This window comes from Actinomadura rubteroloni, from assembly GCF_002911665.1.
Taxonomy (GTDB): Bacteria; Actinomycetota; Actinomycetes; order Streptosporangiales; family Streptosporangiaceae; genus Spirillospora; species Spirillospora rubteroloni.
In genome coordinates, this window is sequence record NZ_MTBP01000001.1 from 2,259,015 (window position 1) to 2,281,120 (window position 22,106).

Annotated in this window: 20 protein-coding genes; 9 read left to right on the plus strand and 11 right to left on the minus strand. The window is 72.6% G+C overall.

Annotated features, from left to right (window positions below; all coding sequences use genetic code 11):
* Positions 1–19: 19 nt before the first annotated feature.
* Complete coding sequence (locus BTM25_RS10015) at positions 20–787, minus strand: crotonase/enoyl-CoA hydratase family protein (protein WP_103562401.1); 768 nt, start codon at positions 785–787, stop codon at positions 20–22.
* A gap of 153 nt (positions 788–940) precedes the next feature.
* On the opposite strand from BTM25_RS10015, the gene BTM25_RS10020 reads away from it, so the two are divergent.
* On the plus strand, positions 941–2,233 hold the full coding sequence (locus BTM25_RS10020) for an alkaline phosphatase family protein (protein ID WP_103562402.1): 1,293 nt from the start codon (positions 941–943) through the stop codon (positions 2,231–2,233).
* Position 2,234: 1 nt separating this feature from the next.
* Here BTM25_RS10020 and BTM25_RS10025 read toward each other — a convergent pair whose 3' ends face one another.
* A complete protein-coding gene (locus tag BTM25_RS10025; protein WP_168212070.1) occupies positions 2,235–5,312 on the minus strand; it encodes an AfsR/SARP family transcriptional regulator in 3,078 nt (1,025 codons plus the stop codon).
* 225 nt (positions 5,313–5,537) lie between these two features.
* On the opposite strand from BTM25_RS10025, the gene BTM25_RS10030 reads away from it, so the two are divergent.
* The 3 genes from BTM25_RS10030 to BTM25_RS10040 all read left to right on the plus strand — a co-directional run bounded on the left by BTM25_RS10030 (position 5,538) and on the right by BTM25_RS10040 (position 7,770).
* Positions 5,538–5,810 carry a hypothetical protein gene (locus tag BTM25_RS10030; protein WP_146059016.1) on the plus strand — a complete coding sequence of 91 codons (273 nt, stop codon included), beginning with the start codon at positions 5,538–5,540 and terminating at the stop codon, positions 5,808–5,810.
* Between the two features lie 200 nt (positions 5,811–6,010).
* On the plus strand, positions 6,011–7,225 hold the full coding sequence (locus BTM25_RS10035) for a hypothetical protein (protein ID WP_103562405.1): 1,215 nt from the start codon (positions 6,011–6,013) through the stop codon (positions 7,223–7,225).
* Positions 7,222–7,770, plus strand: a complete 549-nt coding sequence (locus tag BTM25_RS10040) for a hypothetical protein (protein WP_103562406.1) — start codon at positions 7,222–7,224, stop codon at positions 7,768–7,770. Before BTM25_RS10035 ends, BTM25_RS10040 begins: the two co-directional genes overlap by 4 nt.
* Here the strand turns inward: BTM25_RS10040 and BTM25_RS10045 are convergent.
* The 8 genes from BTM25_RS10045 to BTM25_RS10075 form a co-directional block, all read right to left on the minus strand.
* On the minus strand, positions 7,686–9,617 hold the full coding sequence (locus BTM25_RS10045; RefSeq protein ID WP_103562407.1) for a tetratricopeptide repeat protein: 1,932 nt from the start codon (positions 9,615–9,617) through the stop codon (positions 7,686–7,688). The two genes, BTM25_RS10040 and BTM25_RS10045, sit on opposite strands and share 85 nt — an antisense overlap.
* Positions 9,618–10,162: 545 nt before the next feature.
* Positions 10,163–10,927, minus strand: coding sequence for a class I SAM-dependent methyltransferase (locus BTM25_RS10050; protein ID WP_168212071.1), 765 nt, complete (start codon positions 10,925–10,927; stop codon positions 10,163–10,165).
* A gap of 23 nt (positions 10,928–10,950) precedes the next feature.
* Positions 10,951–11,991 carry a hypothetical protein gene (locus BTM25_RS29600; protein ID WP_168212072.1) on the minus strand — a complete coding sequence of 347 codons (1,041 nt, stop codon included), beginning with the start codon at positions 11,989–11,991 and terminating at the stop codon, positions 10,951–10,953.
* Between the two features lie 83 nt (positions 11,992–12,074).
* Entirely contained in the window at positions 12,075–12,860 is a 786-nt protein-coding gene (locus tag BTM25_RS10055; RefSeq protein ID WP_103562409.1) for an SAM-dependent methyltransferase, read from the minus strand.
* A gap of 219 nt (positions 12,861–13,079) precedes the next feature.
* On the minus strand, positions 13,080–13,856 hold the full coding sequence (locus BTM25_RS10060; RefSeq protein ID WP_103562410.1) for an enoyl-CoA hydratase: 777 nt from the start codon (positions 13,854–13,856) through the stop codon (positions 13,080–13,082).
* An 87-nt stretch (positions 13,857–13,943) separates the two neighbouring features.
* Positions 13,944–14,315: a hypothetical protein gene (locus BTM25_RS29930; protein WP_205648018.1), complete on the minus strand. Its 372-nt coding sequence runs from the start codon at positions 14,313–14,315 to the stop codon at positions 13,944–13,946.
* Positions 14,306–14,899, minus strand: coding sequence for a hypothetical protein (locus tag BTM25_RS10070; RefSeq protein WP_103562411.1), 594 nt, complete (start codon positions 14,897–14,899; stop codon positions 14,306–14,308). Before BTM25_RS10070 ends, BTM25_RS29930 begins: the two co-directional genes overlap by 10 nt.
* Positions 14,896–15,216: a hypothetical protein gene (locus BTM25_RS10075; protein ID WP_103562412.1), complete on the minus strand. Its 321-nt coding sequence runs from the start codon at positions 15,214–15,216 to the stop codon at positions 14,896–14,898. Before BTM25_RS10075 ends, BTM25_RS10070 begins: the two co-directional genes overlap by 4 nt.
* Positions 15,217–15,435: 219 nt before the next feature.
* Between BTM25_RS10075 and BTM25_RS10080 the strand changes: the two genes are divergently transcribed.
* Positions 15,436–16,275, plus strand: a complete 840-nt coding sequence (locus tag BTM25_RS10080; RefSeq protein WP_103562413.1) for an SDR family oxidoreductase — start codon at positions 15,436–15,438, stop codon at positions 16,273–16,275.
* Positions 16,276–16,318: 43 nt separating this feature from the next.
* Here the strand turns inward: BTM25_RS10080 and BTM25_RS10085 are convergent, their stop codons facing one another.
* Entirely contained in the window at positions 16,319–17,287 is a 969-nt protein-coding gene (locus BTM25_RS10085; RefSeq protein ID WP_103562414.1) for a TIGR03557 family F420-dependent LLM class oxidoreductase, read from the minus strand.
* A gap of 92 nt (positions 17,288–17,379) precedes the next feature.
* On the opposite strand from BTM25_RS10085, the gene BTM25_RS10090 reads away from it, so the two are divergent.
* The 4 genes from BTM25_RS10090 (at position 17,380) to BTM25_RS10105 (ending at position 22,061) form a co-directional block, all read left to right on the plus strand.
* Positions 17,380–18,438, plus strand: coding sequence for a type I phosphomannose isomerase catalytic subunit (locus BTM25_RS10090; RefSeq protein WP_103562415.1), 1,059 nt, complete (start codon positions 17,380–17,382; stop codon positions 18,436–18,438).
* A 66-nt stretch (positions 18,439–18,504) separates the two neighbouring features.
* A complete protein-coding gene (locus BTM25_RS10095) occupies positions 18,505–18,831 on the plus strand; it encodes a hypothetical protein (protein ID WP_146059017.1) in 327 nt (108 codons plus the stop codon).
* Between the two features lie 501 nt (positions 18,832–19,332).
* Entirely contained in the window at positions 19,333–21,177 is a 1,845-nt protein-coding gene (locus tag BTM25_RS10100) for a hypothetical protein (RefSeq protein ID WP_103562417.1), read from the plus strand.
* Between the two features lie 125 nt (positions 21,178–21,302).
* A complete protein-coding gene (locus tag BTM25_RS10105) occupies positions 21,303–22,061 on the plus strand; it encodes a GntR family transcriptional regulator (RefSeq protein WP_235828322.1) in 759 nt (252 codons plus the stop codon).
* The last annotated feature ends 45 nt before the right edge of the window (positions 22,062–22,106 follow it).

Consider the following 22,106-nt stretch of genomic DNA (forward strand, 5'->3'; position numbering starts at 1 on the left):
CCGGACGCGTTCCCCCAGCTCAGCCCTGGTCGAACGCGCCGTGGCGTCCGGCGCCCGCCGCGAACCTGGCCGCGCCGTCGACCGCGTCGGCCGCCAGGGACGTCATGCCGTGGCGCCACTCGGCGGCGAGGGCGTCCGGTTCGTCCAGGCCCCACTGGTCGAGGACGGACGCGCGGTCCTCGCGCAGGCAGGTCTGCGGGAACGCGGCGAGCGACGCGGCCAGCTCGACGGCGGCGTCCACGGCCGTCCCGGCGGGGACGACGCGGTTGGCCAGGCCCATCGCCAGCGCCTCGGCGGCGTCCACCGGACGGCCGGTGAGGATCATGTCCATCGCCCGGCTCTGCCCGATGAGGCGCGGGAGCCGGACCGTCCCGCCGTCGATGAGCGGGACGCCCCAGCGGCGGCAGAACACCCCGAACACGGCGGTGTCGTCGGCGACGCGCAGGTCCGCCCAGAGCGCCAGCTCCAGCCCGCCCGCGACGGCGTGCCCGCTCACCGCCGCGATGACGGGCTTGGACAGCCGCATCCGCGTCGGCCCCATCGGCCCGTCGCCGTCGGGTTCGGCGCGGTTGCCGTCCGGGGTGCCGACGGCGCGCAGGTCGGCGCCCGCGCAGAAGGTGCCGCCGGTGCCGTACAGGACGGCGGCGGTCACTGCGTCGTCGGCCTCGACGTCGCGGAACGCGGCGACCAGCGCGTCGGCGGTCGGCCGGTCCACGGCGTTGCGGCGGTCGGGCCGGTCGATGCCGACGAGTGCGACGGTGTCCCGTCGTCCGACGCGGACGGTCATGGGCGGCCTCCTGTGCCGAGTCCGGTTCTAGAAACCCATTCTGCCGTCCTTTGGGGATGAATTTCCTTCATCTTCCACTCGCCTCCCGTTCTTCCCCGGAGCCGCACGAGTCGTGATACTTCGCTCGGCGGCGCAGCGACGGGAGGACGAGGCATGGGCATCGAGGAACTCACCCGGCGGGGCTTTCTCGCCGGGACGGCGGGAGCGGCGGTCGTCGCGGCGGGCGGCAGCGCGGCGGCGACGACGGCGGCGACCGCGCCGGTCGGGACGCTCCCCGACCCGCGCGACTCCGGCATCGACCACGTGGTCGTCGTGATGATGGAGAACCGGTCGTTCGACCACTACCTCGGGTGGCTGCCCGGCGCGGACGGACGCCAGGCGGGCCTGACGTTCACCGACGCGTCCGGCGCGTCCCACGCCACCCACCACCTGACCGTTCCGCACGGCTGCGGCTTCCAGGACCCCGACCACTCCTACGCGGGCGGGCGCACCGAGTACAACGACGGCGCCTGCGACGGCTGGCTGCGCGCCGGGAACAACGACGTCTTCTCCATCAGCTACTACGAGGGCGCCGACCTGGGCTTCCACGGCCACGCCGCCCGCGACTGGACGGTCTGCGACCGCTATTTCCCGGCCGTCATGTCGTCCACGTTCCCGAACCGGATCTTCCAGCACGCGGCGCAGACCGACCGGATCTCCAACACGTTCGCGATCTCCGAGCTGACGACGATCTGGGACCGGCTGGCCGCCAAGAAGATCCCGGCGCGCTACTACTTCAGCGACGTCCCCTTCACGGCCCTGTGGGGCCTGAAGCACCTCGACATCAGCAAGAACATCTGGGAGTTCTACAACGACGCCAAGAACGGCGACCTGCCCGCGCTGAGCTTCGTGGAGCCCGGCTTCCTCGGCGAACTGCTGCCGGGCCTCTCCGAGGACGAGCACCCGCTCGCCGACATCCGCTTCGGCCAGGCGTTCCTCAACAAGGTCTACACGGCCGTCGTGAACTCCCCGAACTGGGAACGCACTCTCCTCGTCATCAACTACGACGAGTGGGGCGGCTTCTTCGACCACGTCCCGCCGCCCGCCGGCCCCGACCCGCGCCCCGACCTCGGCACGGGCCTGCGCGGCTTCCGCGTCCCCTGCCTGCTGATCTCCCCCCGCGCCCGCCGCGGCGCCGTCGCCCACGAGACCTACGACCACACGTCCGTCCTGAAACTCGTCGAATGGCGCTGGGGCCTGGACCCCCTCTCGGTCCGCGACGCGGCGGCCCGCAACCTCGCCGAAGTCCTCGACTTCGAGAACCCCCCGAACCTCAAAGCCCCCCGCTACACCGTCCCCCAGCCCATGACCCTCGGCTGCCTCGACCCGAACCACGCCCACACCGGCGACGACTGGGCCGACCTGAACGCCTTCGCCCGCCGCAACGCCTTCCCCCGCCCCCGCTGACCTACGACGCGAGCCCGCCCATCGTCTGAAGCTTGATGTCGATCGTCTTGGCCTCCGGCACACCGAGCCGAGTGAACAGATCGAGCGACTGCAGCCAGTGGATGCGCGCGGCGGCCTGGCCTTGGGATTGCAGGGCGGTCCGCGCCAGGCCGTCGTGCGCCCGCGCCTCCTGGTAGGGGTCGCTGATCTGGCGGGCGATGGTCAGCGCACGGCCGAAGTGCTCCTCCGCCGCCGGATACCGTCCGGCGGCGTGATGGGCGTCGGCGATCCCGTAGAGGGCGAGGGCGCGCAGATAGGGGTCCTCGACCTCCGCGGCGAGCCGCTCGGCCTTCTCGTAATGGGCGGCCGCCTCGACCGCTCGGCCTTCCATCATGAACGTGGCACCGATGCTGTTGAGGACGTCGGCCGTGTTCCGCCGGTCGCCGAAGTTCTGGAACACCGCGATCGCCGTCCGGTAGCGCCGCAGCGCGTCCTCGTACCGTCCCTTGTACTGGTCGACGTTCCCGAGGTTGTTCTGGACGATCGCCTCGTTCAGCGGCCCGACCAGCCGGGCGAAGATGCGGCCCGACCGCCGGTAGCACTCGGCCGCGTCCCGGTGGTAGCCGCGCAGCCGGTTGATCTCTCCGAGGTTGTTCACGACCCTGCCCTCGCCGCGCTCGTCGCCGATGGCCCGGTAGTCGTTCAGCGAGCGCCGCAGGTGGTCCTCGGCGTCGTCGTAGTGGCCGAGATGCCACAGCGCGATGCCCGCGTGCGCCATCGTCTCGGTCATCCCGCGCTCGTCGCCGATGACCGCGTAGAGCGCGTGCGCGTCGCGGAAGTGGGCGAGTGCCTCCCTGTAGTGGGCGGTGGTCCACAGGACGATCCCGATCACGTCGCGCGCGTCCGCCTCGCCTGGCTTGTCGCGCAGCGTCTGGAAGCCGGCGAGGGCGTCCCGCAGGTACGGCAGGGCGCGGCCGGGGGCGCTGGTGCGGAAGTGGGTGAAGCCCGTCTCGTACAGCAACCGCGCGGCGGCGGCGAGGTCGTCGGTCTCCCGGGCCGCGCGCACGGCGGCGTCCTGCACCTCGACGCCGCGCTCGTAACGGCCGCCGATCTCCAGGCACTGCGCCAGGGCATGCACGATCAGGATCCCGTCGCGCTCCCACCCGTGCTCCAGGGCGTGGCGCGCCATGATCAGGGCGTTGTCCATCTCCTCGCGTAACCAGTCCTGGGCGGACGCCGCGTCGGTCAGACCGGGCACCGGGCTCGCTCCGCCGTGTCCGGGCAGGCGCCGCCGGTGCTCGAACAGGAGCGTGTCGGCCCGTTCGGCGTGGCGCCGGTAGTACGTGAGGAGGCGGCCCGTACGCCGCCGGTGCTCCTGCGGCGCGTCCTCGGTGAGCGCGAGACGGTAGGCGAAGTCCCGGACGAGCCCGTGCATCCGCAGCCGTCCCTGCCGGGGCGCCTCGATGAGGTGCTGGTCGCGCAGCACGTCGAACGCCGCGCGGACGGCGGTGGAGGGGCGGCCCGTGAGCGCCGCGGCGGCCTCCTCGCCGATGTCGGCGCACGGGTTCGAGCCGAGGGACCGGAAGAACCGGCGCTGCTCGTCGTTCAGCGTCCGGTACGAGCGCATGAACGCCTCCCACACGGGGGACCGGTCGGGCTCGCCGGGCGCGAGGCCGGGCAACGCCGCCCCGGCGGGCTCCCGTGTCGCGGACTTGGCCGTGAGGCACAGCGCCAGCGGGAGCCCGCCGCACTGCTCGACGATGGCGTCCACGGTCGCGGGGTCGAGGGCGTCGTCGGCGACCCGGGTCACGAGGCCGCGCGAATCGACGGCGTTCAGCGGGGCCAGCGGCAGGTGCCCGGATCCCGCCGGCGCGTCGAGCCGCCGACGGGACGTGACGAGCACGCGGCAGTCGGGAAGCCCGGTGGCCACGTCGCGGAACTGGTCGAGGTGGACGACGTCGTCCAGGACGATGACGAGGCGCCGTCCCGTCGCCTCGCGCCGCCACAGGTCGCGCTGCCGTTCCGGCTCGAAGGGGATCCTCGGCGGAGCGATCCCCAGTTGCAGCAGCAGGTCGGGGAAGACCGTGTGCAGAAACGGAGAGGACGGGCCGGCGCCGGGCCTGTCGAAGGTGACGAACAGCGCGTCGGTCCGCCCCCGTGCCAGCCGGTGCGCCGCGCGGACGGCCAGCGCGGTCTTTCCGACGCCCGGCATTCCCGTGATGACCGTGATCCGTGCATCTCCGGCGCCGAGGAGGCCGCGCAGTTCCTCTTTGCGGCCGGTGAACCGGGAGTCCACGGGCGGCAGTTCGTTGATCCGCGCGGTCCCGCCGTGGCGATGCGGGGGAGCGGCGGGGCCGCCGTCCCCGCGGAGGATGCTCTCGTGGAGGTCCCGCAGCCGGGGACCCGGCTCGGTTCCGTGCTGATCGCACAGATGGCGGCGGGCGCGCCGGTACGCGGCGAGCGCGTCGGCCTGCCGTTCGCAGCGGTGGAGCGCCGTCATGAGCAGGGCGGCGACCTGCTCGTCGGCCGGACGGCCGGCCGCGAGCCGCTGGAGTTCGCCCACGACCAGCGCGTGCCGGCCGAGGCACAGGTCGAGGTCCAGGCGCTCCAGCCGGGCGGCGTGCCGGTCCTCCTCCAGGCTGAGGCGTTCGGCCTCGACCCACGGTCCGGCCAGGCCGTGCAGCGGCTCGCCCCGCCACAGACGGTCCTCCTGGAGGAAGAGTTCGCGCGCCTGTTCCCGTTCGCCGCTGTCGGCGAGGGAACGGGCCTGCCTGCGCAGTCGCTCGGCGCGGTGGACGTCGATGAGGTCGGGGTCGGCGGCGAGCCGGTAACCGTCCGCCTCGGCCATGATCGACGCGGTTGCCCCGGCGAGGGATCGCAGGCGCCCGCGAAGCCTGGTGATGTAACTGCCGAGCGTGGTGCGGGCGTTGGCCGGCGGGGTGCCGGGCCATACCCGGTGGATGAGCGTGTTCGTGGGGACGGTCCGTCCGCAGTTCAGCGCCAGGACGGCGAGAACGTGGTTCTCCTTCGGCGTGCCCGTGGTGTGGAGCGAGCCGTCGGAAAGAAGTCCGACCGGGCCGAGAACACCGATCAGCGTCATCCGGTTCCTCCCGTGAACGGATGAGTCGACCCCCCGACCGATGAATCGCCCCCAGTCTCGCACGGACAAATCGGTCTTTCTAGGTAAAAGTAGACTATTACCGCTGGGATACGTTGAGAATCTCACCTTTGTGTCGCACGCCCGACCGAAACATGGCATCCTATGCAAGGCGGCGGTCTGCCAGGTAAGTCGCGATGTAGGCGATCTTTCCTATACCCTCACGACATGTTCGTTGAGTCCGCCCGTGCGCTCTACGTCACGGTACCGTTTGTCACGTGCGTCAATGGTGACGCATCTGGAAGGATCGCCGTGAAGAAATTCACTTTCGTGGCTGCTGCCGCCGCAGTCGTTGGTTTCAGTCTGATCACGAGCGCGGTGTCCGGGGCGTCCGAAACGCCCGGCCGTTCGGCGGGGATCGCCGCCAAGTCCGGCAGACACCACGTCGTTCAGCCGCGCGACACGGTGGGCACGTTCCAAAGCGCGATTTTCATGGTGTGATCGCCGGTTCGCGACCGTGCCCCAGCGGTCGCGAACACCGCGGGCGGACCTCCGGGTCCGCTCGTTTTCTGTTTTCCCCGTCTGTCCTGCGTTGCAGGGAAATCGTCCGGGGGAGTGCAGGTGAACCGTCCGGTCCCTGAGCCGACGATCCGACTGGCGCGCAAGCCCGCGCCGTCGGGAGTCCGGCACGGGGAGGACGCATGGAATACAGGAGGGGACCGTTCGGGATCGGCCGGTCCAAGGGGGCGACGCTCACCGCCGAGCGGACGGTGCTGGCCGTCGTCCACCACGTCACCGCGGCCACGCGGCTCGCGGACGTGCTGCCGCTCGTAGAGCGGGACCGCAGGGTGCAGGTCGTTTATACGGTCGCGCCCGCCTCGGTGCTTTCGGTCGGGGCGACGGAGTATCTCCGGGCGGCGGGCGCCGTCGAGATCCCGTTCGAGCAGGCCGCCCAGAACCGCTTCGACCTGGCCGTCTCGGCCGGGGACGGCGCGTTGCAGCACGTCAACGCCCCCGTTCTGCTGCTCCAGCACGGAATGGGGCCGAGCGTGGCCGCGCGCCGGTGGGACGGTGCCGGGCCGCCCGTGCGGCGGCCCCTCGCCGGGCTGGCCCGGCAGAACTACGTGGCGGGCGGACGGGTGATCGCGTCCGCCATCGGGCTGTCGCACCCGGCGCAGCGGCGGCAGCTCCTCGACGTGGTCCCCGAGGCCGAGCGGGTCGCGCACGTCGTCGGCGACCCGGCCTACGACCGCGTCGAGGCGAGCTTCGGGCGCCGGGACGCGTACCGGGACGCCCTCGGCGTCGGCCCCGGCCGCCGGCTGGTCTTCGTGACGTCGACCTGGGGCGGGAAGGGTCTCGTCGGCTCGTGTCCCGACATACTGCGCCGGCTCGTCACCGAGCTGCCGGCCGAGCGCTACGTCGTCGCGGCGGCCCTGCACCCGGTCATCTGGAACTGGCACGGACGCCGGCAGGTGCTCGCGTGGACGTCCGACGCGCCGGGGCTGCGGCTGCTTCCGCCGGAGGAGGGCTGGCGTGCGGCGATCGTGGCGGCGGACGTTGTGCTCGGCGACTGCGGGTCCGTCACCGCCTATTCGGCGGCTGCTGGTCGTCCGGGACTGCTCGGCGCCTTTCCCGACCGCGACGTCGCCCCTGATTCGACGGCCGAGGCCGTCGGACGGATCTTCCCGCGCCTGGACCTCGACGGCCCGCTCGTCCCACAGTTCGAGGGCTGTATCGCGAGCCACCGTCCGGACCGGGCCGCCACGCTGCGCGACCGGCTCACCGGGGAACCCGGCCGGGCCGCGCCGCGGCTGCGCGCGCTGATGTACAAGATGATGGACCTTCCCGAGCCGGAGTCTCCGGCGTCGACCGAGCCGGTGCCGCTGCCCGAGCCGATCGGGGGGCCGGTCCGATGAGCGCACGGCTCGTCCAGGCGTTCGCCGCCGACCGGACGCCGCCGGACGGCGTCCGCGTGACGGCTCAGACTTACGGCGGACGGGTCGCGCTCGTCCTCGTCGAACGTCCCGCCACCGCGTCGCCGGCGCCCGCCGGTGCCGTGGACGAGCACCTGGCGGTGACGCTCGGCGGGCCGGACGACGCCGGGTGGGCGAAGATCGCCGATGTCCTGGTCACCGGACCGGATCCGGACGTTCAGGGAAGCCCCCTGGTGCGGGCCGAGGTCCACGCCCCGGACCGGTGCGTGATCGTCGTGCGGGACGGGTTCGCGGCGGAGTTCACCGTCCACGGCGACGTGTGGACGCTGACCGCGTGGGCCGCCTCGTTCGCGCACGCCCGGCTCCTCGCGGGCGCGGACGCCGAAGGGCTCCGGCTGATCGTGGCCGGCGCGCACCGCGGTCTTCTCGTCCCGAGGGCCCGTCATTCCGGGCCGAGACGCGCCCGCACCTCGGCCAGCTCGGGAGAGCCCAGCGCGGCGAACAACTCGGCGGCCAGCTCCAGGTGACCGCGCTCGGCGCGGGCGTCGCCCCGGTCGCGGGCGACGTCCGCCCGGGCGAGCGCGATCGTGGCCTCCTGGTGCCGGGCACCCGCGCCGGACGCGAGGCCGGCCGCCTCGGCGAGCGCCGTGTCGGCGTCCGCGCGGTGCCCGGCGGCGGCGTGCGCGCGGCCGAGCGCGGTGAGCGTCCGGGCACGGTTGTAGTCGTCGTTCTTCGCGGTGAAGTAGGCGAGCGCTTCCGCCAAGGCGGGCACGGCCTCGTCGGGCCGGCCGTCCTGGAGGAGCGCGTCGCCGATGTGGCGGGCCATTAGCGCGACGCCGCGCGCCCGGCCGATTCCCTCGTGCAGTTCCCGCGCCCGCCGGTAGGCCGCCACGGCTCCGGCGGGATCGCCGAGGCCCTGCCGGGCGACGCCGAGCCGTTCCAACGCCGCCGCCTCCCCGACCACGCGCCCCGCCCGGCGCTCCAGGACGATGGCGCGCTCGGCGTACGTCTGCGCGAGGGCGAAGTTCCGCATGTTCAGGTGCGCGGACGCGACGCCCTCGGTCATCAGCGCTTCGGCGGCGGGGTCCTCGCAGGCGGCTGCGGACTCCAGCCCCGTCGTGTACGTAGCGAGCCAGTGGGCGTAGTGCTTGCGGTAGACGAAGAGGCCCCAATGGGCCTCGCAGAGCTGCCAGACCTCGCGGTGCAGGCCGTGCGCGCGGGCGGATCCGATGAGAGCGGCGTTGTCGGACAGCTCGGTCTCCAGTGCGTTGAGCGCGTCCTCGACGGACGCGAACTCGACGACGGGCGTCTCCTCGTAATGGCCGCCGAGGTGCCAGCGCGCGGGGATGACCGCGCGGTCGGCCGCGACCGCGTGCGCCAGGCGATGGTCCACCAGCCGCCGGAAAGCGGCGTCCCGGTCGTCGTGCCGCTCCACGAGTTGCGCGATCTCGCGCGAGTAGATGCGGGCCAGATCGTGAAAGCGGTAACGCCCGTCGCCGCCCTCCTCGATGAGATTGGCCTCGGTCAGCACGTCCAGCGTCGCGCGCGCGGACCGGGGGTCGGCGCCGACGATCGCCGCCACCGACTCGATCGGCAGGGACGCGCCGGGATACACGCTGAGGAGCCGGTACATCCGGGCGGCGTCCGGTGGCAGGGCCTTGTAGGCGACGTCGAACACGTTGCGGACGGAGTCGTCCTCCGCGCGCAGCGTCGTCAGTCGGCGGTGCTCGTCGGAGAGTTCGTCGACGATCCGCCGGATGGGCCAGCGGACGCGGGCGGCGAGCTGCGACGCGGAGGTGCACAGCGCGAGCGGCAGCCCGTCGCACAGGGCGGCCAGCTCGCGGGCCGCGTCCGGTTCCGCGCTGACGCGGTCCGTGCCGATCATCCGGTCCAGGAGGTCGAGGGCGTCCTCCTCGGCGAACGGGCCCAGCGTCAGGTAGGACGCGCCGTCGATCGCGAGGCCGGGCAGGCTGCTGCGCGACGTGACGACGACCAGGATCGGCCCGTGCCCGGGAAGGAGCGGCCGGACCTGCGCGGCCGACATCGCGTTGTCCAGCATGATGATCATCCGGCGTCCGGCGGTGAGGGAGCGGAACAATGCCGCCTGCTCGTCGATCCGGGGCGGGATGGCCTCGGGACCGACCCCCAGGGCCCGCAGGAATCCGGTCAGGACCGCGTCGGGCTCGACGGGCTCCGTTCCGGAGAAACCCCGCAGATCGGTGAATAGCTGACCGTCGCTGAAAAGGTCGCGGACACTTTGCAGCCAGGCCACGCTGAGCGTGGTCTTGCCAATTCCTCCGGTACCGCTGATAACGGTCAACGATGGCTCTTGGCCATTACGGACCCGGTTGCTTATTTCCCGCAGTGACGACATTTCGTTCGTGCGATTGGTGAAATGTCGCCGTACCGCCGGTAGTTGTGCCGGTGGCGGAAACGAAGTGGCGTGACCCAGCTGAACGTTTCCCTGGACGGTCCCGACCTGCACCACCGGCCCGTCGGTTCCGCCGGACAGGACATTGCGCGATCCGCCGGTGCCGCCGGGAGAGGGGGGTCCGCTGTTCTCGATCGGGCCGTCGGCTGCCACAGCGCACCTGCCTTGTTATTTTCATGCTCAAGGAACAGGCATTATAGACGAGCGGCCTTGATCTTTGATTAGTGGTATGTGTGGTAGTGCGCATGTCTTGTTAAGCCTGTGCCGCGTCTTGTGCACGAGATGAGTCTAAACTCCTTTACTTCCTTAGTTCGGCTTCTTGCCCATCGAGTTCGGCGCTGAACGATCGGCACAAGGTCGAGACTGGGCGACCGCGTCCGGATGCCTCTGGACCGGGGATCTCGCGATATCGCGGTGCACGGTGCGACTTCGCCTCGACGTCCTCCGGCGCGGCGCGGGCGGGCGATGGCCGGATGCGGTCACGGCGGTCAGCGGCGTTCGGCTATGAGGAGGAGGAAGAGAGCGGCGGGGAAGCTCTCCTTCCACCATGGGTCGTCGCGGAGTTGTTCCGGGGACGGGTGGGGTTCGCGCAGGTCGGCGAGGACGAAACCGGCGTCTCGGAGCGTTCCAGCGTAGTGTTCCAGCGGCCGCAGCCAGGACGTGATCATGGAAGGGGATTCCAGGCCGTCCACGAGGAAACGCTGGTCGATGCCGCGCGTGCCGAAGTACTCCGACGCCGGGACGCTGTTGGACGCCCCCCGCTCGGAATCGAAGACGTAGAAGCACGGGTGCAGCGTCAGGATGATCAGCCGGCCGCCGGGGCGCAGGACGCGTCCGAACTCGTTGATCGCGTGCGACGGTTCGGGTAGATGGCTGAACAGGTGGTTGCACACCACCAGGTCGAACGCGGCGTCGGGGAGCGGGAGGGCGTCCACGCTCGCGCGGAGGAAGCGGGCGGCGCCGGGGCCGTCGGCCGGGACGGCGGACGCGGCGTCCACGAGGTTCTGCGCCGCGTCCACGCCGACGACGTCCGCGCCGAGCGCCGCCAGCCGCCGCGCCAGGTAGCCCTCGCCGCAGCCCGCGTCCAGGACGCGGCAGCCGTCGGCCGGGCCGATCGCGTCCAGGACGGCCCGGTCGGTGAGGTCCGTCCGGTACCGGTCGCGGTGCTCCCGGATCACCTTGACCCAGTACGCCGCGTTGGCCTCCCACCGCTCGCGCGTCACCTCCGCGAACGTCTCACTCGTCTCGTCCACCGGCCCCCACTCTCCCTCGTGCGTCAGGTCAGCGCGGCCAGCCGCCGCAGCAGGCGGTCGCAGGTCTCGCGGATCCTCCGGTCCGGCACCGTCTCCCGCCGCCGGCGGACGGCCGCGGCCAGGTCGGCGACGCGCCCGCCGAACCTCGGGTCCCGGCGCAGCGCCAGCGGAAGATAGGTCGAGACCAGGTAATAGAAATAGGCGTCGTTGTACGCGTCGATCTCGCGCAGCACTTCGACCGCCGTGTGCCGCAGCGACAGGTCGCTCGGCAGCGTGAAATCGGACGTGACGCGCCCGTCGCGCGCGTAGGTGGGGAGCGACCATTCCTCCAGGCCCGCGTACATCGGCGTCGCCTCCAGAATGCGGCGGTACCGCTCGGCGAGGTCGATGTCGTCGGTGGCGATCAGCGTGCCCATCACGACGCCGCGCAGCATGAACGCCGACTGCCGTCCGGGGACCTCGAACGCGAGGTCCTCCGACAGTTCCCGCGTCACCTTGCTGACCTGGTGGGTGAGGATGTTGAGGGCCAGGATGGAATGGAACGAGTACGCGCGCTGGTTCAGGCGGGGGGCGATCTCGATGGCCGCGTCGAACAGCGGCCGGGGGTCGGTGAGCAGTCCGTTCTCGCCGGCGAACAGCGATTCCAGCGCGCGGTCCTGCTCACGGCCCCAGAACCGCGCCAGGTAGGACGCCACGCGCGGCGGCTTCTCGCCCCGCATGATCTGCAGGCCGGCCTCCAGGGCGTTCAGCAGGTGCTGCTGCGCCACCGTGGACGAGCGGAGGACCGTCAGATCGACGGTCAGTCCCGCCGCGTCCAGATCGGCCACCAGGGATTCGCGCCGTTTCACCACCGAATGCGTCGTGACGTATTCGGCGATGCCGGGAACGGACGAGATGAGAGTCTGCAGCGACCGGCCGCTCGCCCGTTCCAGCCAGTGCTGGTTCTCCCACAGCCGGAAGACGGTGCTCTCGTCCAGCCCGGAGAAGGCCGCGACGTCGGAAATGTTCAGCCCGACCTCGGCCGCGATCTCCGAGAGGGGTTTCGGCTCGCTGTCGGTTGCCATCCAAAGCCCTGGAATAGACCTGCGCCGGACGCCTGATTCTAACGGGGCGCGCACCGGCCGGGCCACCGCACCGGTTAACGCGGTCACGCCGCCTTTCTTCCGACGCGGCGCAACAGGGGAAGTGCGGATTCGTCGTCGCCGGGCGGTGTCGCGGGAAGCGTCTCCCAGCCGCGCAGAAGCCCGGCGATCCGTTCTTCGTCGCGCGGGACGAACGCGACGTCCGCCTCCCGGCACAGCGCGGCGGCGGCGTCGAGCGCGGGCGTCCGGACCGGGTGGCACACGACGACGTGGCTGCCCGGCGGCAGCGCGCCGAGCAGTTCCCGCATGATCGTGCACGGGTCCTCGGCGTCGGTGACGGCGGGCAGGACGTTGACGAGGAAGACGGCGGTCGGCGCGTCCGGGTCGATGACGCGCCGCACCTCGGGGTGGTGCAGGAGGCGCACCGGCTCGCGCAGGTCGGCCTGCGCGGCGGACGTCCCCGCCTCCACCGCGAGCAACGCCCGCGCGTGGCAGACGACCATCGGGTCGCGGTCGGCGTAGGCGACGCGGCTGCGCGGATCCACCCGCCGGACGATCTCGTCCAGCCGCTCGCCGGGCAGCGGCAGCCCGCACCCGACGTCGAGGAACTGGCGCAACCCCGCGCGCGCCAGCCGCCGCGCGCTCTCGCGCAGGAACGCGCGCCCGGCGCGGGCCAGCGACGGGACGACCGGCGCCAGCTCCACCACACGGTCGGCGAGGGCGCGGTCGGCGGCGTAGGTGTCCTTGCCGCCCAGATAGTGGTTGTCCATCCGCGCCGGGTTCGGCGCCGGGACGGCGCGGCGCGGTGGGCAGTCCGCCGGGGTCGGCCCCAGGCTCAGCACGGTTCCCACGGCGGGCCACCTTCCGTCCTGGCCGGCCGCGCCGCCCCGGACGGGACGGGCTGGCCGGACCTCCGCCCTGGGGAGAGGGCGGAGGATCACGGGCGCGGACCGGCGGGCCTGTCGGCGAGACCCGCACGACAGCCATCTTGACGCCTCGGCGAGCACCCGGTCACGGAGGCTTGCGCGCGTGCAACGCCCCCGTGGCACGCTGCGCCGACATGCTTTCGATCAACGATTTCCCGGCTGCGCGCGGGCGCGGAACTCGGCGACATAGCGGGCGAAGGCGGGCCGTCCGACGGACGCGGCCTGCGCCCACGCCTCGAACTCCACCACCGCGTCCAGCGGGCCCGTCTCGGCGAGCCGCACGGCGCGCTTCATGTCCCTCACCAGCGCCGGGTCGCGTTCCGCGCAGCGTTTCGCCAGCTCGACGGCCGCCGCCGCCGGGTCGTCCGCGCGGCGGGTGGCGAGGCCGAGGTCCATCGCGCGGGCGGCGTCGATCGTGTCGGCGTCCAGGACGGTCGCGAGCGCCCGGTGCCCGCCGAGCCGGGACGCCAGGAACCACGTCGCGCCGCCGCCCGGGTGCAGGCCGATGTCGGCGAAGCTGAACGCGAACGCGGCGCGCGGCCCGACGATCACCATGTCGCAGGCCAGCGCGATGTTCGCACCCGCGCCGACGGCGACGCCGTCCACGGCCGCGATCGTCGGGATCGCCAGGTCGGCGAGGCCGAGGAACGCCGCGTAGACGGCCTTGAGGTCGTCGCGGATCGCGCCGGTCGGACGGTCCAGGTCGCCGAACAGCGTCGTCACGTCGGCGCCCGCGCAGAACGCCCGGCCCTCGGCGCGGACGACGAGCGCCCGCGCGTCCGGGTCGTCGCCTACGGCGGCGATCGCGGCGGCCAGCTCGCGCAGCATCGCGGCGGTGAGCGCGTTGCGGCGGGCGGGCGCGGCGAGCACCAGGTGCCGGACGGGGCCGTCGGCCTCCAACCGCACGGATGAATCGGTCATGCCGGGGTCTCCCGTCCTCGGGGAACAGTGTCCCCGGCACCGTCCCACACCCGCCCGCCCCGGGCTGTGGGGGCGGGCGGGCGTAGGTCAGCCCGGGTGGTCGGGGCGCTGGGCGGGCGGGGTGCCGCCGCCCTGGCCGCCGCCCTTCGCGCCCTTGTCCGTCCCGTGCGGGTGGACGCGGCGGCGCGAGCCCTTCGGCTGGGTCGCCTCGGGCGGGGGCTGCGCGGTGGTCGGCGTGTGGCCCGAACGGCGCATGGACGGTTGCTGGATGTTGGTCATCGTGCGCTCCTTTCGTCGCCCGTCCGCGTACCCGGGGGTCTGCGGGCCATGCGCTCTCAGGCGAGCAGCGCGCAGGTCGGCGAGCAGGCCGTCGTAGGCGGCTTCGCGGTCCTCGGCGCGCAGCACGGCGGACAGGCGGCCGAGGCCGGCGTGCTCGGGGACGGGCGGGATCAGCCGCACGACGCGACGGCCCGCATCCGCTGGACGGTCGCGAGCGGCACCACCACCGGCCGCCGCGCCTCCCGGACGATCAACTGGCCCTTGTCCGCGCCGCCGATCTCGCCGCAGGCCCGTCCGCCCGCGTACAGCACTTCCATGAGGGACTTCTCGGGCTTCTCCAGCGGGCCGAGCCACGTCGCGCCGATGCCGACGGCCAGGCAGGCGACGGCGGCGGTCGTGAGCCACGCGGCGCTGCGGATCGCGCGGGAGGCGCGTTTGACCTCGTCCGCCGTCCACGCCTGCAACGACTCGCCGCTGAGCAGGATGTCCGCGCCGGGGCTGCCCGCCGCCGCGCGCATCGCGAGCAGCGTCGCGGTGACGAGCAGGACGAGCGCCACCCCGATCAGCACCACCACGAACCACCGGAAACCGGGCGTCAGCGCGGTCACGTTGTCGCGGCCCTTGACGATGAGGACGGCGCCGAGCAGCGCCGTCAGCCCCCCGAGCCCCGTCCGCCAGGCTTCCGCCTGCTTGCGCGCGCCGTCGAGCTGGGTGAACTTGAGCGCCTGCGCGCGCTGTGCCCACCGCTTCTTGTCGAGGCTCACGGCAGCTCGACGTCCCAGAACGCGCCGCACCCCGCGTCGATCGCGTCCGCCGGACGATCCGCGTGCACATGCCCGCACTCGCAATAGACGGTCACCGTGCGCGGCGCCGCACTCGTCCGCACCGCGCCGCGCCGGAAGAACCCCTTGGCTCCCTCCGGGCTGCCCCGGCCGAGCGTCGTCACCGTCCGCCCGCCGCACGCCGGGCACGTCCCGCTGATCGTCAGCCCGCGCTCCGACTCGGCGACGCTGAACTGCTGCGCCGGGAACTCCGTCTCGGTGTACCCGAGATCCCGATGATGCTCGGGCTCGTCAGCCACGCAAATGCTCCAACTCCAAACCGAGCAACACCGCGTACACCCCGAGCCTCCCCACGATCCACTCCTCCGACTCCTCGGCCTCCGGGATCGCGCCAGCCGGGGATGTCCGGCCCGTCGGACGGCATGGCAAACGGCTGGTCAAATTGACACTGCACACGGTGGGACGCGGGGGGAGCGGGTAGCTGCGGGGCTCAGTGGAAGCGACACGGAGGTGACGTCATGAGCCCGACCGTCCAGCAGCAGCGTCCGCCCGGCCGCGAGGGGGTCATGGACCCCCGGCCCGACAGCGGCGCGGACGACTATCGCGGCTCGGGACGGCTGACCGGCAAGGCCGCCGTGATCACCGGCGGGGACAGCGGCATCGGACGCGCCGTCGCGATCGCCTACGCGCGCGAGGGCGCCGACGTCCTCATCTCCTACCTGGAGGAGGACGACGATGCGGCCGACACCGCGCGGTTGGTGGAGGAGGCCGGGCGGAAGGCGGTGCTCGTTCCGGGCGACCTGCGCGATCCCGGGCAGTGCCGGACGGTCGTCCGCCGCGCCGTGGACGCGTTCGGACGTATCGACGTGCTCGTCAGCAACGCCGGCTACCAGATGACGCGGGACCGGCTGGAGGACGTCCCGGACGAGGAGTGGAACCGCACCATCGAGACCAACCTCAACGCGTTGTTCCACCTGTGCAAGGCGGCGCTGCCGCACATGGGGGCGGGGTCGTCCATCATCGCGTCCACGTCGGTCAACTCGGACATGCCGCCGCCGTTCCTGCTCGCCTACAACGCCACGAAGGCCGCCATCGCGAACTTCGCGGGCGGGCTGGCGCAGCAGCTCGGGCCGCGCGGGATCCGCGTCAACAGCGTCGCGCCCGGCCCGATCTGGACGCCGCTGATCCCCGCGACGATGCCGCCGGAGATGGTCGCGTCGTTCGGGGAGGACGCGCCGCTCGGCCGTCCGGGGCAGCCCGCCGAGCTGGCCCCGGTGTACGTGATGCTGGCGAGCGACGAGGCGAGCTACGTGTCCGGCGCGCGTGTCGCCGTCACCGGCGGGACGCCCATCCTGTGACGGACCCGGCGGACCCGGGGCCGCGCCCGGGTCCGCCGCCCGGTCATCCGTAGCGCTCGCGCAGCGCGGGCAGCAGCTCGGCCTCGGCGAACCGGCGGAAGTCGTCCTGCCGGTCCGCGCCGATCTGGCAGAACGACAGGTGCGTGAACCCCGCGTCCGCCCAGGTCTTCACCGCGTTGAGGTAGGTCTCGACGTCCGGCCCGCTCGGGACGGCCGACGCCACGTCGTCGGCCCGCACGTTCGCCGAGTTCGCCTCGAAGTTCTTCGGCCCCGGCAGCTCGGCCAGCACCTTCCAGCCGGGGACGGCCCACCGCCACAGCTTGTGCGCGCGGTGCAGGGCGTCGTCGGCGTCCGTCCCGTACGACACGGGGAGCTGCCCGTAGACGGGCTTGCCGCGCCCGGCGCCGGACGAGAAGTCCGCGACGACGTCCGCGACGGGCTGGTCGGAGACGAGCGCGTCCCCGAACTCGGCGGCGATACGTCCGGCGCGCTCACCGAACGCCGCCACACCGATCGGGACGCGCTCGGCCGGCAGGTCGTAGATCTTGGCGGAGTCGACGCGGAAGTGGTCGCCCCGGTAGTTGACGAACCCGCCGTCGAACAGCCGCCGGATGATCTCCAGGGACTCGCGGAACATCTCGTGCCGGACGTCCGCCGACGGCCAGCCGCGCCCGACGATGTGCTCGTTGAGGTTCTCGCCCGCGCCGACGCCGAGCGTGAACCGTCCGTCGGACAGGACGCCCATCGTCGCGGCCTTCTGCGCCACGACCGCCGGGTGGTACCGCATGGTCGGGCAGGTCACGAACGTCATGAGCCGCAGGCGCTCGGTGGCGTGGGCGAGGGCGCCGAGCACCGACCAGGCGTAGGCGGAGTGGCCGAGGTCGTCGATCCACGGGAAGTAGTGGTCGGAGATGCAGGAGTAGGCGAAGCCCGCCTCCTCCGCCCCGACCGCGTCCGAGATGAGCTGCTTGGGCGGTGTCTGCTCGCACAGGAGCGTGTATCCGAATTCCATGCCGTCCGACTACCCGGCTGAACTGGCCTTTCACGTGGGGCGCGGCGGGTAGCGGTGAAAGGTCGGCAATCTCGCACGAAGGAGGCTCGGTCATGGACTGGTATCCGCTGCGGCTGACCACCCCGGTCATGACGCACGCGTTCGGGGGCACGGCCATCGCCGACCGGCTCGGCCGTCCGTCCGAGGTGCCCGGCCCGGTCGCCGAGACCTGGGAGGTCAGCGACGTGGACGGCGCGGTCGGCGAGGTCCTGGACGGCCCGCTCGCCGGACGGACGCTGCGCGACCTCGCCGAGGAGTTCCCCGTCGAGCTGATGGGGCCCGGCCGCCAGGGCGCGCGGTTCCCGGTGCTGACCAAGTTCATCGACGCGTCCGGGCCGCTGCCCGTCCACCTGCACGCCGACGACGAGACCGCGCACCGGCTGGAGTCAGAGCCCAACGGCAAGACCGAGGCGTGGCACGTCGTGGACGCGCCGCCCGGCGCCACCGCGCTCGCCGGGACGCTGCCGGGTGTGGACGCGGAGGCTCTGCGCCGAGCGCTGCTGAACGAGGACTACGACTCGGTGCTGCGGCGGTTGCCGGTGCGTCCGGGGGAGACGCTGTACGTGCCGGGTGGAACGATCCATTCGTTCGGTCCGGACACGCTCGTCTACGAGATCGAGCAGACGTCGGACGTCCAGCAGAGCGCCGCGTGCTGGCGCCAGGAGGACGGCGCGCTCCTCGACGAGGGCATCTGGCAGGACAATCTCGACCTTGTCATCGCCGAATGGGAGCCGTGGCACCGTCCGGACTTCCAGCCGGGGCTCGCGGTGCGGCCGTCCGCCGACGTCGAGCGGACGTTCTGCGCCGCCGGCCCGCACTTCGCCCTGGAACGCTGGACGGCCGCGTCCGGCGCCGTCGCCCGGCACGAGTTCCGCTCCGCCGTCGTGTTCACCAACGTCGGCGGCCCGATCGAGGTGCGCTCGGGCGGCTGGACGGACGTCCTCGGCCCCGGCCGGACCCTCCTGCTGCCCGCCGCGCTCGGCGCCGTCGAGTTCACCGGACCGGCCGACGTCCTGCTCGGCTACAAGCCCGATCTGGACGCCGAGGTCCGCGCGCCGCTCGTCGCCGCCGGCCACTCCCCGGACGTCATCGCCACGCTCGGCGACGTGTGAGGCGCGAATAGTGCGCGTGGCGGGAAACGATGGCCGTGGATCTTGACCGTGGTTAGAGTGGGTGGCATGCCAGCCCGTGAGATGTCCCCTGAAATGGCCAAAATTGCCAAATCCCGGTGCAAGGGCAGTCCGACCGGGCGGCACCAGTTGCACAAGGTGCTGGAGGAACTCGGCGTCGTCCACTGTCTGGCCTGCGGCGAGGCCCGCTGGGACCAGGAGGTGCTGAACTTCTGGGAGTACATGGAGCCCGATCCCTGGCGAACGCGGATCCACACCTATGAGAGCGCCAAGCTCCTTCTTGAGGCGAGAAAGCGGAACCGTGGCAAGAAAGAAGATAACGTCGGTCTGCCCGAACTGTACGAAGGGTCAGACAAAGAAGGGGACGACCTGTAAGTTCTGCGACGGCAAGGGCAACATCGAAGCCTGGATCACCGTCCCCGACGAAGACACCAAGAAATAACCGACAGACTCCGGGCCTCGCCGCCCACCCGCCCGCGCCCCCGGCACCCCGCCTCGTGCTGGCGTCGAGCGCGCATCCTCCCCGCCGCCACACCCGGCCCGCCCACGCCCTGACCGCGGTGTTCTGACCCGCGGCACTGCACCGTCCAGCAGATGGCTGAGTCTCGGCGCCGGCGAACGTGCGGCGCCCCTCGCACCGCGTGCCCGTCCTCGCCGTCGCCCGGGCGGCGGCCGGAAGCGGTCACGGCGGCGCGCGGGCGTCCGTCCGCGCCGGCCTTGCGGCGTGACGGCGTGCCGTTCCCCCAGCGAGCGCGCGGCTTGCGGCGTCGCGCCCGCGCGCGTTGACGGACGAGCGCGCGCCGCCGGGGATCTCCCGGTATGGGTGATGATGATCTCGGTTGTGCGGGCGGGATCGGGGCTCATGGGAGGACGACGATGGCGAGCGACGCGGCGGACAAGCCCTCCCTGATCGTGCGGATGGCATCCCGGATGAAGGGCGAGGTCCCGTCCGGCACGCTGGAGTCGTTCCGGCGGGCCGGTGGCGTCGCGTACGGCGAGATGCACAACGCCGAACTGCTGCGCCGCGAACTCGCCGCCGCGGGCGCCGACCCGTGGGCGGCGGCGCCCGGCACGGGAAGCCAGCTTCTCTGCGCGTGGAACGCCTTCGTGCTCCAGTCCATCGGCGAGCACCTGCTGGACGCCGACTACGCGGCCGACCGGTGGACGGCGGGGCACGTCCCGGCCGTCACGCACGCCCAGGTCACGGCGTGCTTCGACCGGGTGGAGGCGTGGACGTCACGGGCGCGGCAGGCGGCGGGGAACGCCGACCTCGACGTGAACGAGATCGTCCCGCTGCCCGACCACCTGCCGGCATGGGCCGAGGCCGATCCCTGCCCGCTACCGCACCTGCGCGGGATGCTCGCCGCCACGCGCGCGATCCGGGGCCACGCGGACGTCGCGCTCGGCGTCTTCCTCCACACGGTCGGCACCGGTCACGAACGGGACGCCGACGTGCGCCGTCTCCGCCAGCTCGCCGCCGACGCTGCCACCGCCGCGGACTACGCGGAAGGCCTCCTCGAAGCCGACCCCGAGCCGGACCTGCACGAAGCGATCGAGCTGCGCCTCCAGAACGCCCTGGAGGGCTACTACCACCTGGGTCAGCTCGTCGCGATGCCCGTCCTGATCGCCGGTTACCGCAACGACCGCCTGGGCATGACGGCCGGGCGCGCCCGCGTCCGCCGCGCGTCCCGGCCGGCCCCGGCGGACGCCGGGACGTCCGACACCGAGCAGTCCTCACCCGCCATGCCGACTCCGCTCGCCATGCCGCCTTCGCGTACCGCGCGGGGCCCGCGCGGCACGCCGACTCCGCGCAGCGGGCAGGCCACGTCCGCCGTGCCCGCCGAGGGGACGCTCGTCCTTCCGGGCTCGCCCGCGTTCGATCCATGGTGCCTGACGTCGCCCCACCTGCTCCCGCGCCTGCGCGAGGACCCGCGCGCGCTCCGCGACGTCGTGGAGTTCTGGCGTGTCGATCCGGACCCGGCGAAGACGCTGCGCATCGGCGCCGAGATCGACGCGGCGCGTGCGGACGGCTCGATCGGCTACGCCGTGGACGCCCGCGACGAACCCCTCGGCGCCTTCTCCATCTGCCCGTGGAGCCCGGTGTACGCGGTCCACCGCAAGGTGACGATCGCCGGCCGCAGGCTTCGGCCGGGGCGCCGGTTCGCCTTCCGGGCCCACGTCAAGGGCGAGTTCTTGCACGACCTCGCCGTAGGAAACTTCGTGGCCGCGAAAGAGACGGGCCGCCACGACCTCGAACGCGCCGTCCAGCCGCGTGAACCCGGGGACGTCGGGAAACTGGGGGTCCTGGAGACGATGCCGTCGCGCCGATGGTCCCTCACCGCGCCGCACGTCGTCCCGAAGGTCAGCGAGGACCCGGCGAAGGCCGGCGTTCTCGACGCCCTGTGGGACGCCGACCCCGATCAGCGTTACACCTTGCGCCTCCAGGAGAGGATCGACGCCGCGTGGGAGGCGGGCCGGATCGACTACGCGCGGACGCGGGCCGGTGCGCGGCTGGACCCGTACTGGCGCTGCCCGTGGGGCGCCGTGTACGAGGTGCGACGGCCCGTCATGATCGGCGGACGCGGCCTCGACCCGCGCCAGAAGTTCGTCTTCCGGGTGGGCGAGACCGAGGGCGGAAAGTTCCTCAAGCGGATCAGCATCGGCGACTTCGCGCCCGCCGGCGCCGACGGGTACTGCGAGCTGGTCCAGCACGGGATCTGACCGGCGGGTGGCGGAACGGGGTGCCGGGACGGCGTTCGTGCAGGCGGGGGGCGTTTTCCCGTCGCGTCGGGTGGCGTTGCGCCGGCGGTATTCACAATTTCCGACTGGGTAAGTATGTTTGCGGCGTGACCAGCGAGAACTTGGCGGCGGTAGATCTCGGCGACGTCCGCCGGCGGCGGGCGGACCGGGCGCGGCAGGTCGCCGACGTGCTGCGGCGGCAGGTCGTGAACGGCGCGTTCGGTGACGGCGTGCTGCCCGCCGAGGCGTGTCTCGTGCGGGAGTTCGCCGCGTCGCGCAACACCGTCCGGGACGCGCTCGACCTGCTGCGCGGCGAAGGGCTCATCGAGCGGTGCCCGGGAGTGGGGAGCGTCGTCGTCGCCGAGAAGTACACGCACGGGTTCGAGCGGCTGCTCGGGCTCGGCGAGACGCTGAAGGGCCACGGCGAGGTGACGAACGAGGTCCGCACGACCGGGTCGTTCACCCCGCCGCAGGAGATCAGCGACCGGCTCGCGCTGCCGCCGGGGGAGCCCGTCGTCTACATCGAGCGGCTCCGCAGGATCGGCGGCGTGCCGTTCTCGCTGGACCTCACCTACATCGTCGGCGACCTCGGGGAACCGCTGCTGGAAGAGGACCTCGTCCACAACGACGTGTTCGTGCTCCTCGAACGGCTCGCCGGGCAGCCGCTCGGCACCGCCGAGATGACGATGGAGGCCGTCAACGCCGACCCGCACTCGGCGGCGGTGCTGGAGACCCCGCGCGGGACGGCGCTGCTCATGGCCGAGCGGCTCACCCGGCTCGCCGACGGACGTCCCGTCGACCTGGAGTACATCCGCTTCCGCGGCGACCGCATCACGATGAGCGGCACCCTCCGCCGCACGACCTAGCCACCCGCGCCGCGAACGCCGTGCCGGAACGGCCGTTCCGGCGTG

What these genes read in the sequence shown, in the direction of transcription:
- BTM25_RS10035 (WP_103562405.1), top strand. Translation starts at nt 6,011, where the DNA reads ATGGAATACAGGAGGGGACCGTTCGGGATCGGCCGGTCCAAGGGGGCG.
- BTM25_RS10100 (WP_103562417.1), top strand. Translation starts at nt 19,333, where the DNA reads ATGGCGAGCGACGCGGCGGACAAGCCCTCCCTGATCGTGCGGATGGCA.
- BTM25_RS10080 (WP_103562413.1), top strand. Translation starts at nt 15,436, where the DNA reads ATGAGCCCGACCGTCCAGCAGCAGCGTCCGCCCGGCCGCGAGGGGGTC.
- BTM25_RS10095 (WP_146059017.1), top strand. Translation starts at nt 18,505, where the DNA reads ATGCCAGCCCGTGAGATGTCCCCTGAAATGGCCAAAATTGCCAAATCC.
- BTM25_RS10015 (WP_103562401.1), bottom strand. Translation starts at nt 787, where the DNA reads ATGACCGTCCGCGTCGGACGACGGGACACCGTCGCACTCGTCGGCATC.
- BTM25_RS10060 (WP_103562410.1), bottom strand. Translation starts at nt 13,856, where the DNA reads ATGACCGATTCATCCGTGCGGTTGGAGGCCGACGGCCCCGTCCGGCAC.
- BTM25_RS10025 (WP_168212070.1), bottom strand. Translation starts at nt 5,312, where the DNA reads ATGACGCTGATCGGTGTTCTCGGCCCGGTCGGACTTCTTTCCGACGGC.
- BTM25_RS10040 (WP_103562406.1), top strand. Translation starts at nt 7,222, where the DNA reads ATGAGCGCACGGCTCGTCCAGGCGTTCGCCGCCGACCGGACGCCGCCG.
- BTM25_RS10090 (WP_103562415.1), top strand. Translation starts at nt 17,380, where the DNA reads ATGGACTGGTATCCGCTGCGGCTGACCACCCCGGTCATGACGCACGCG.
- BTM25_RS29600 (WP_168212072.1), bottom strand. Translation starts at nt 11,991, where the DNA reads ATGGCAACCGACAGCGAGCCGAAACCCCTCTCGGAGATCGCGGCCGAG.
- BTM25_RS10030 (WP_146059016.1), top strand. Translation starts at nt 5,538, where the DNA reads ATGTTCGTTGAGTCCGCCCGTGCGCTCTACGTCACGGTACCGTTTGTC.
- BTM25_RS10020 (WP_103562402.1), top strand. Translation starts at nt 941, where the DNA reads ATGGGCATCGAGGAACTCACCCGGCGGGGCTTTCTCGCCGGGACGGCG.
- BTM25_RS10085 (WP_103562414.1), bottom strand. Translation starts at nt 17,287, where the DNA reads ATGGAATTCGGATACACGCTCCTGTGCGAGCAGACACCGCCCAAGCAG.
- BTM25_RS10045 (WP_103562407.1), bottom strand. Translation starts at nt 9,617, where the DNA reads ATGTCGTCACTGCGGGAAATAAGCAACCGGGTCCGTAATGGCCAAGAG.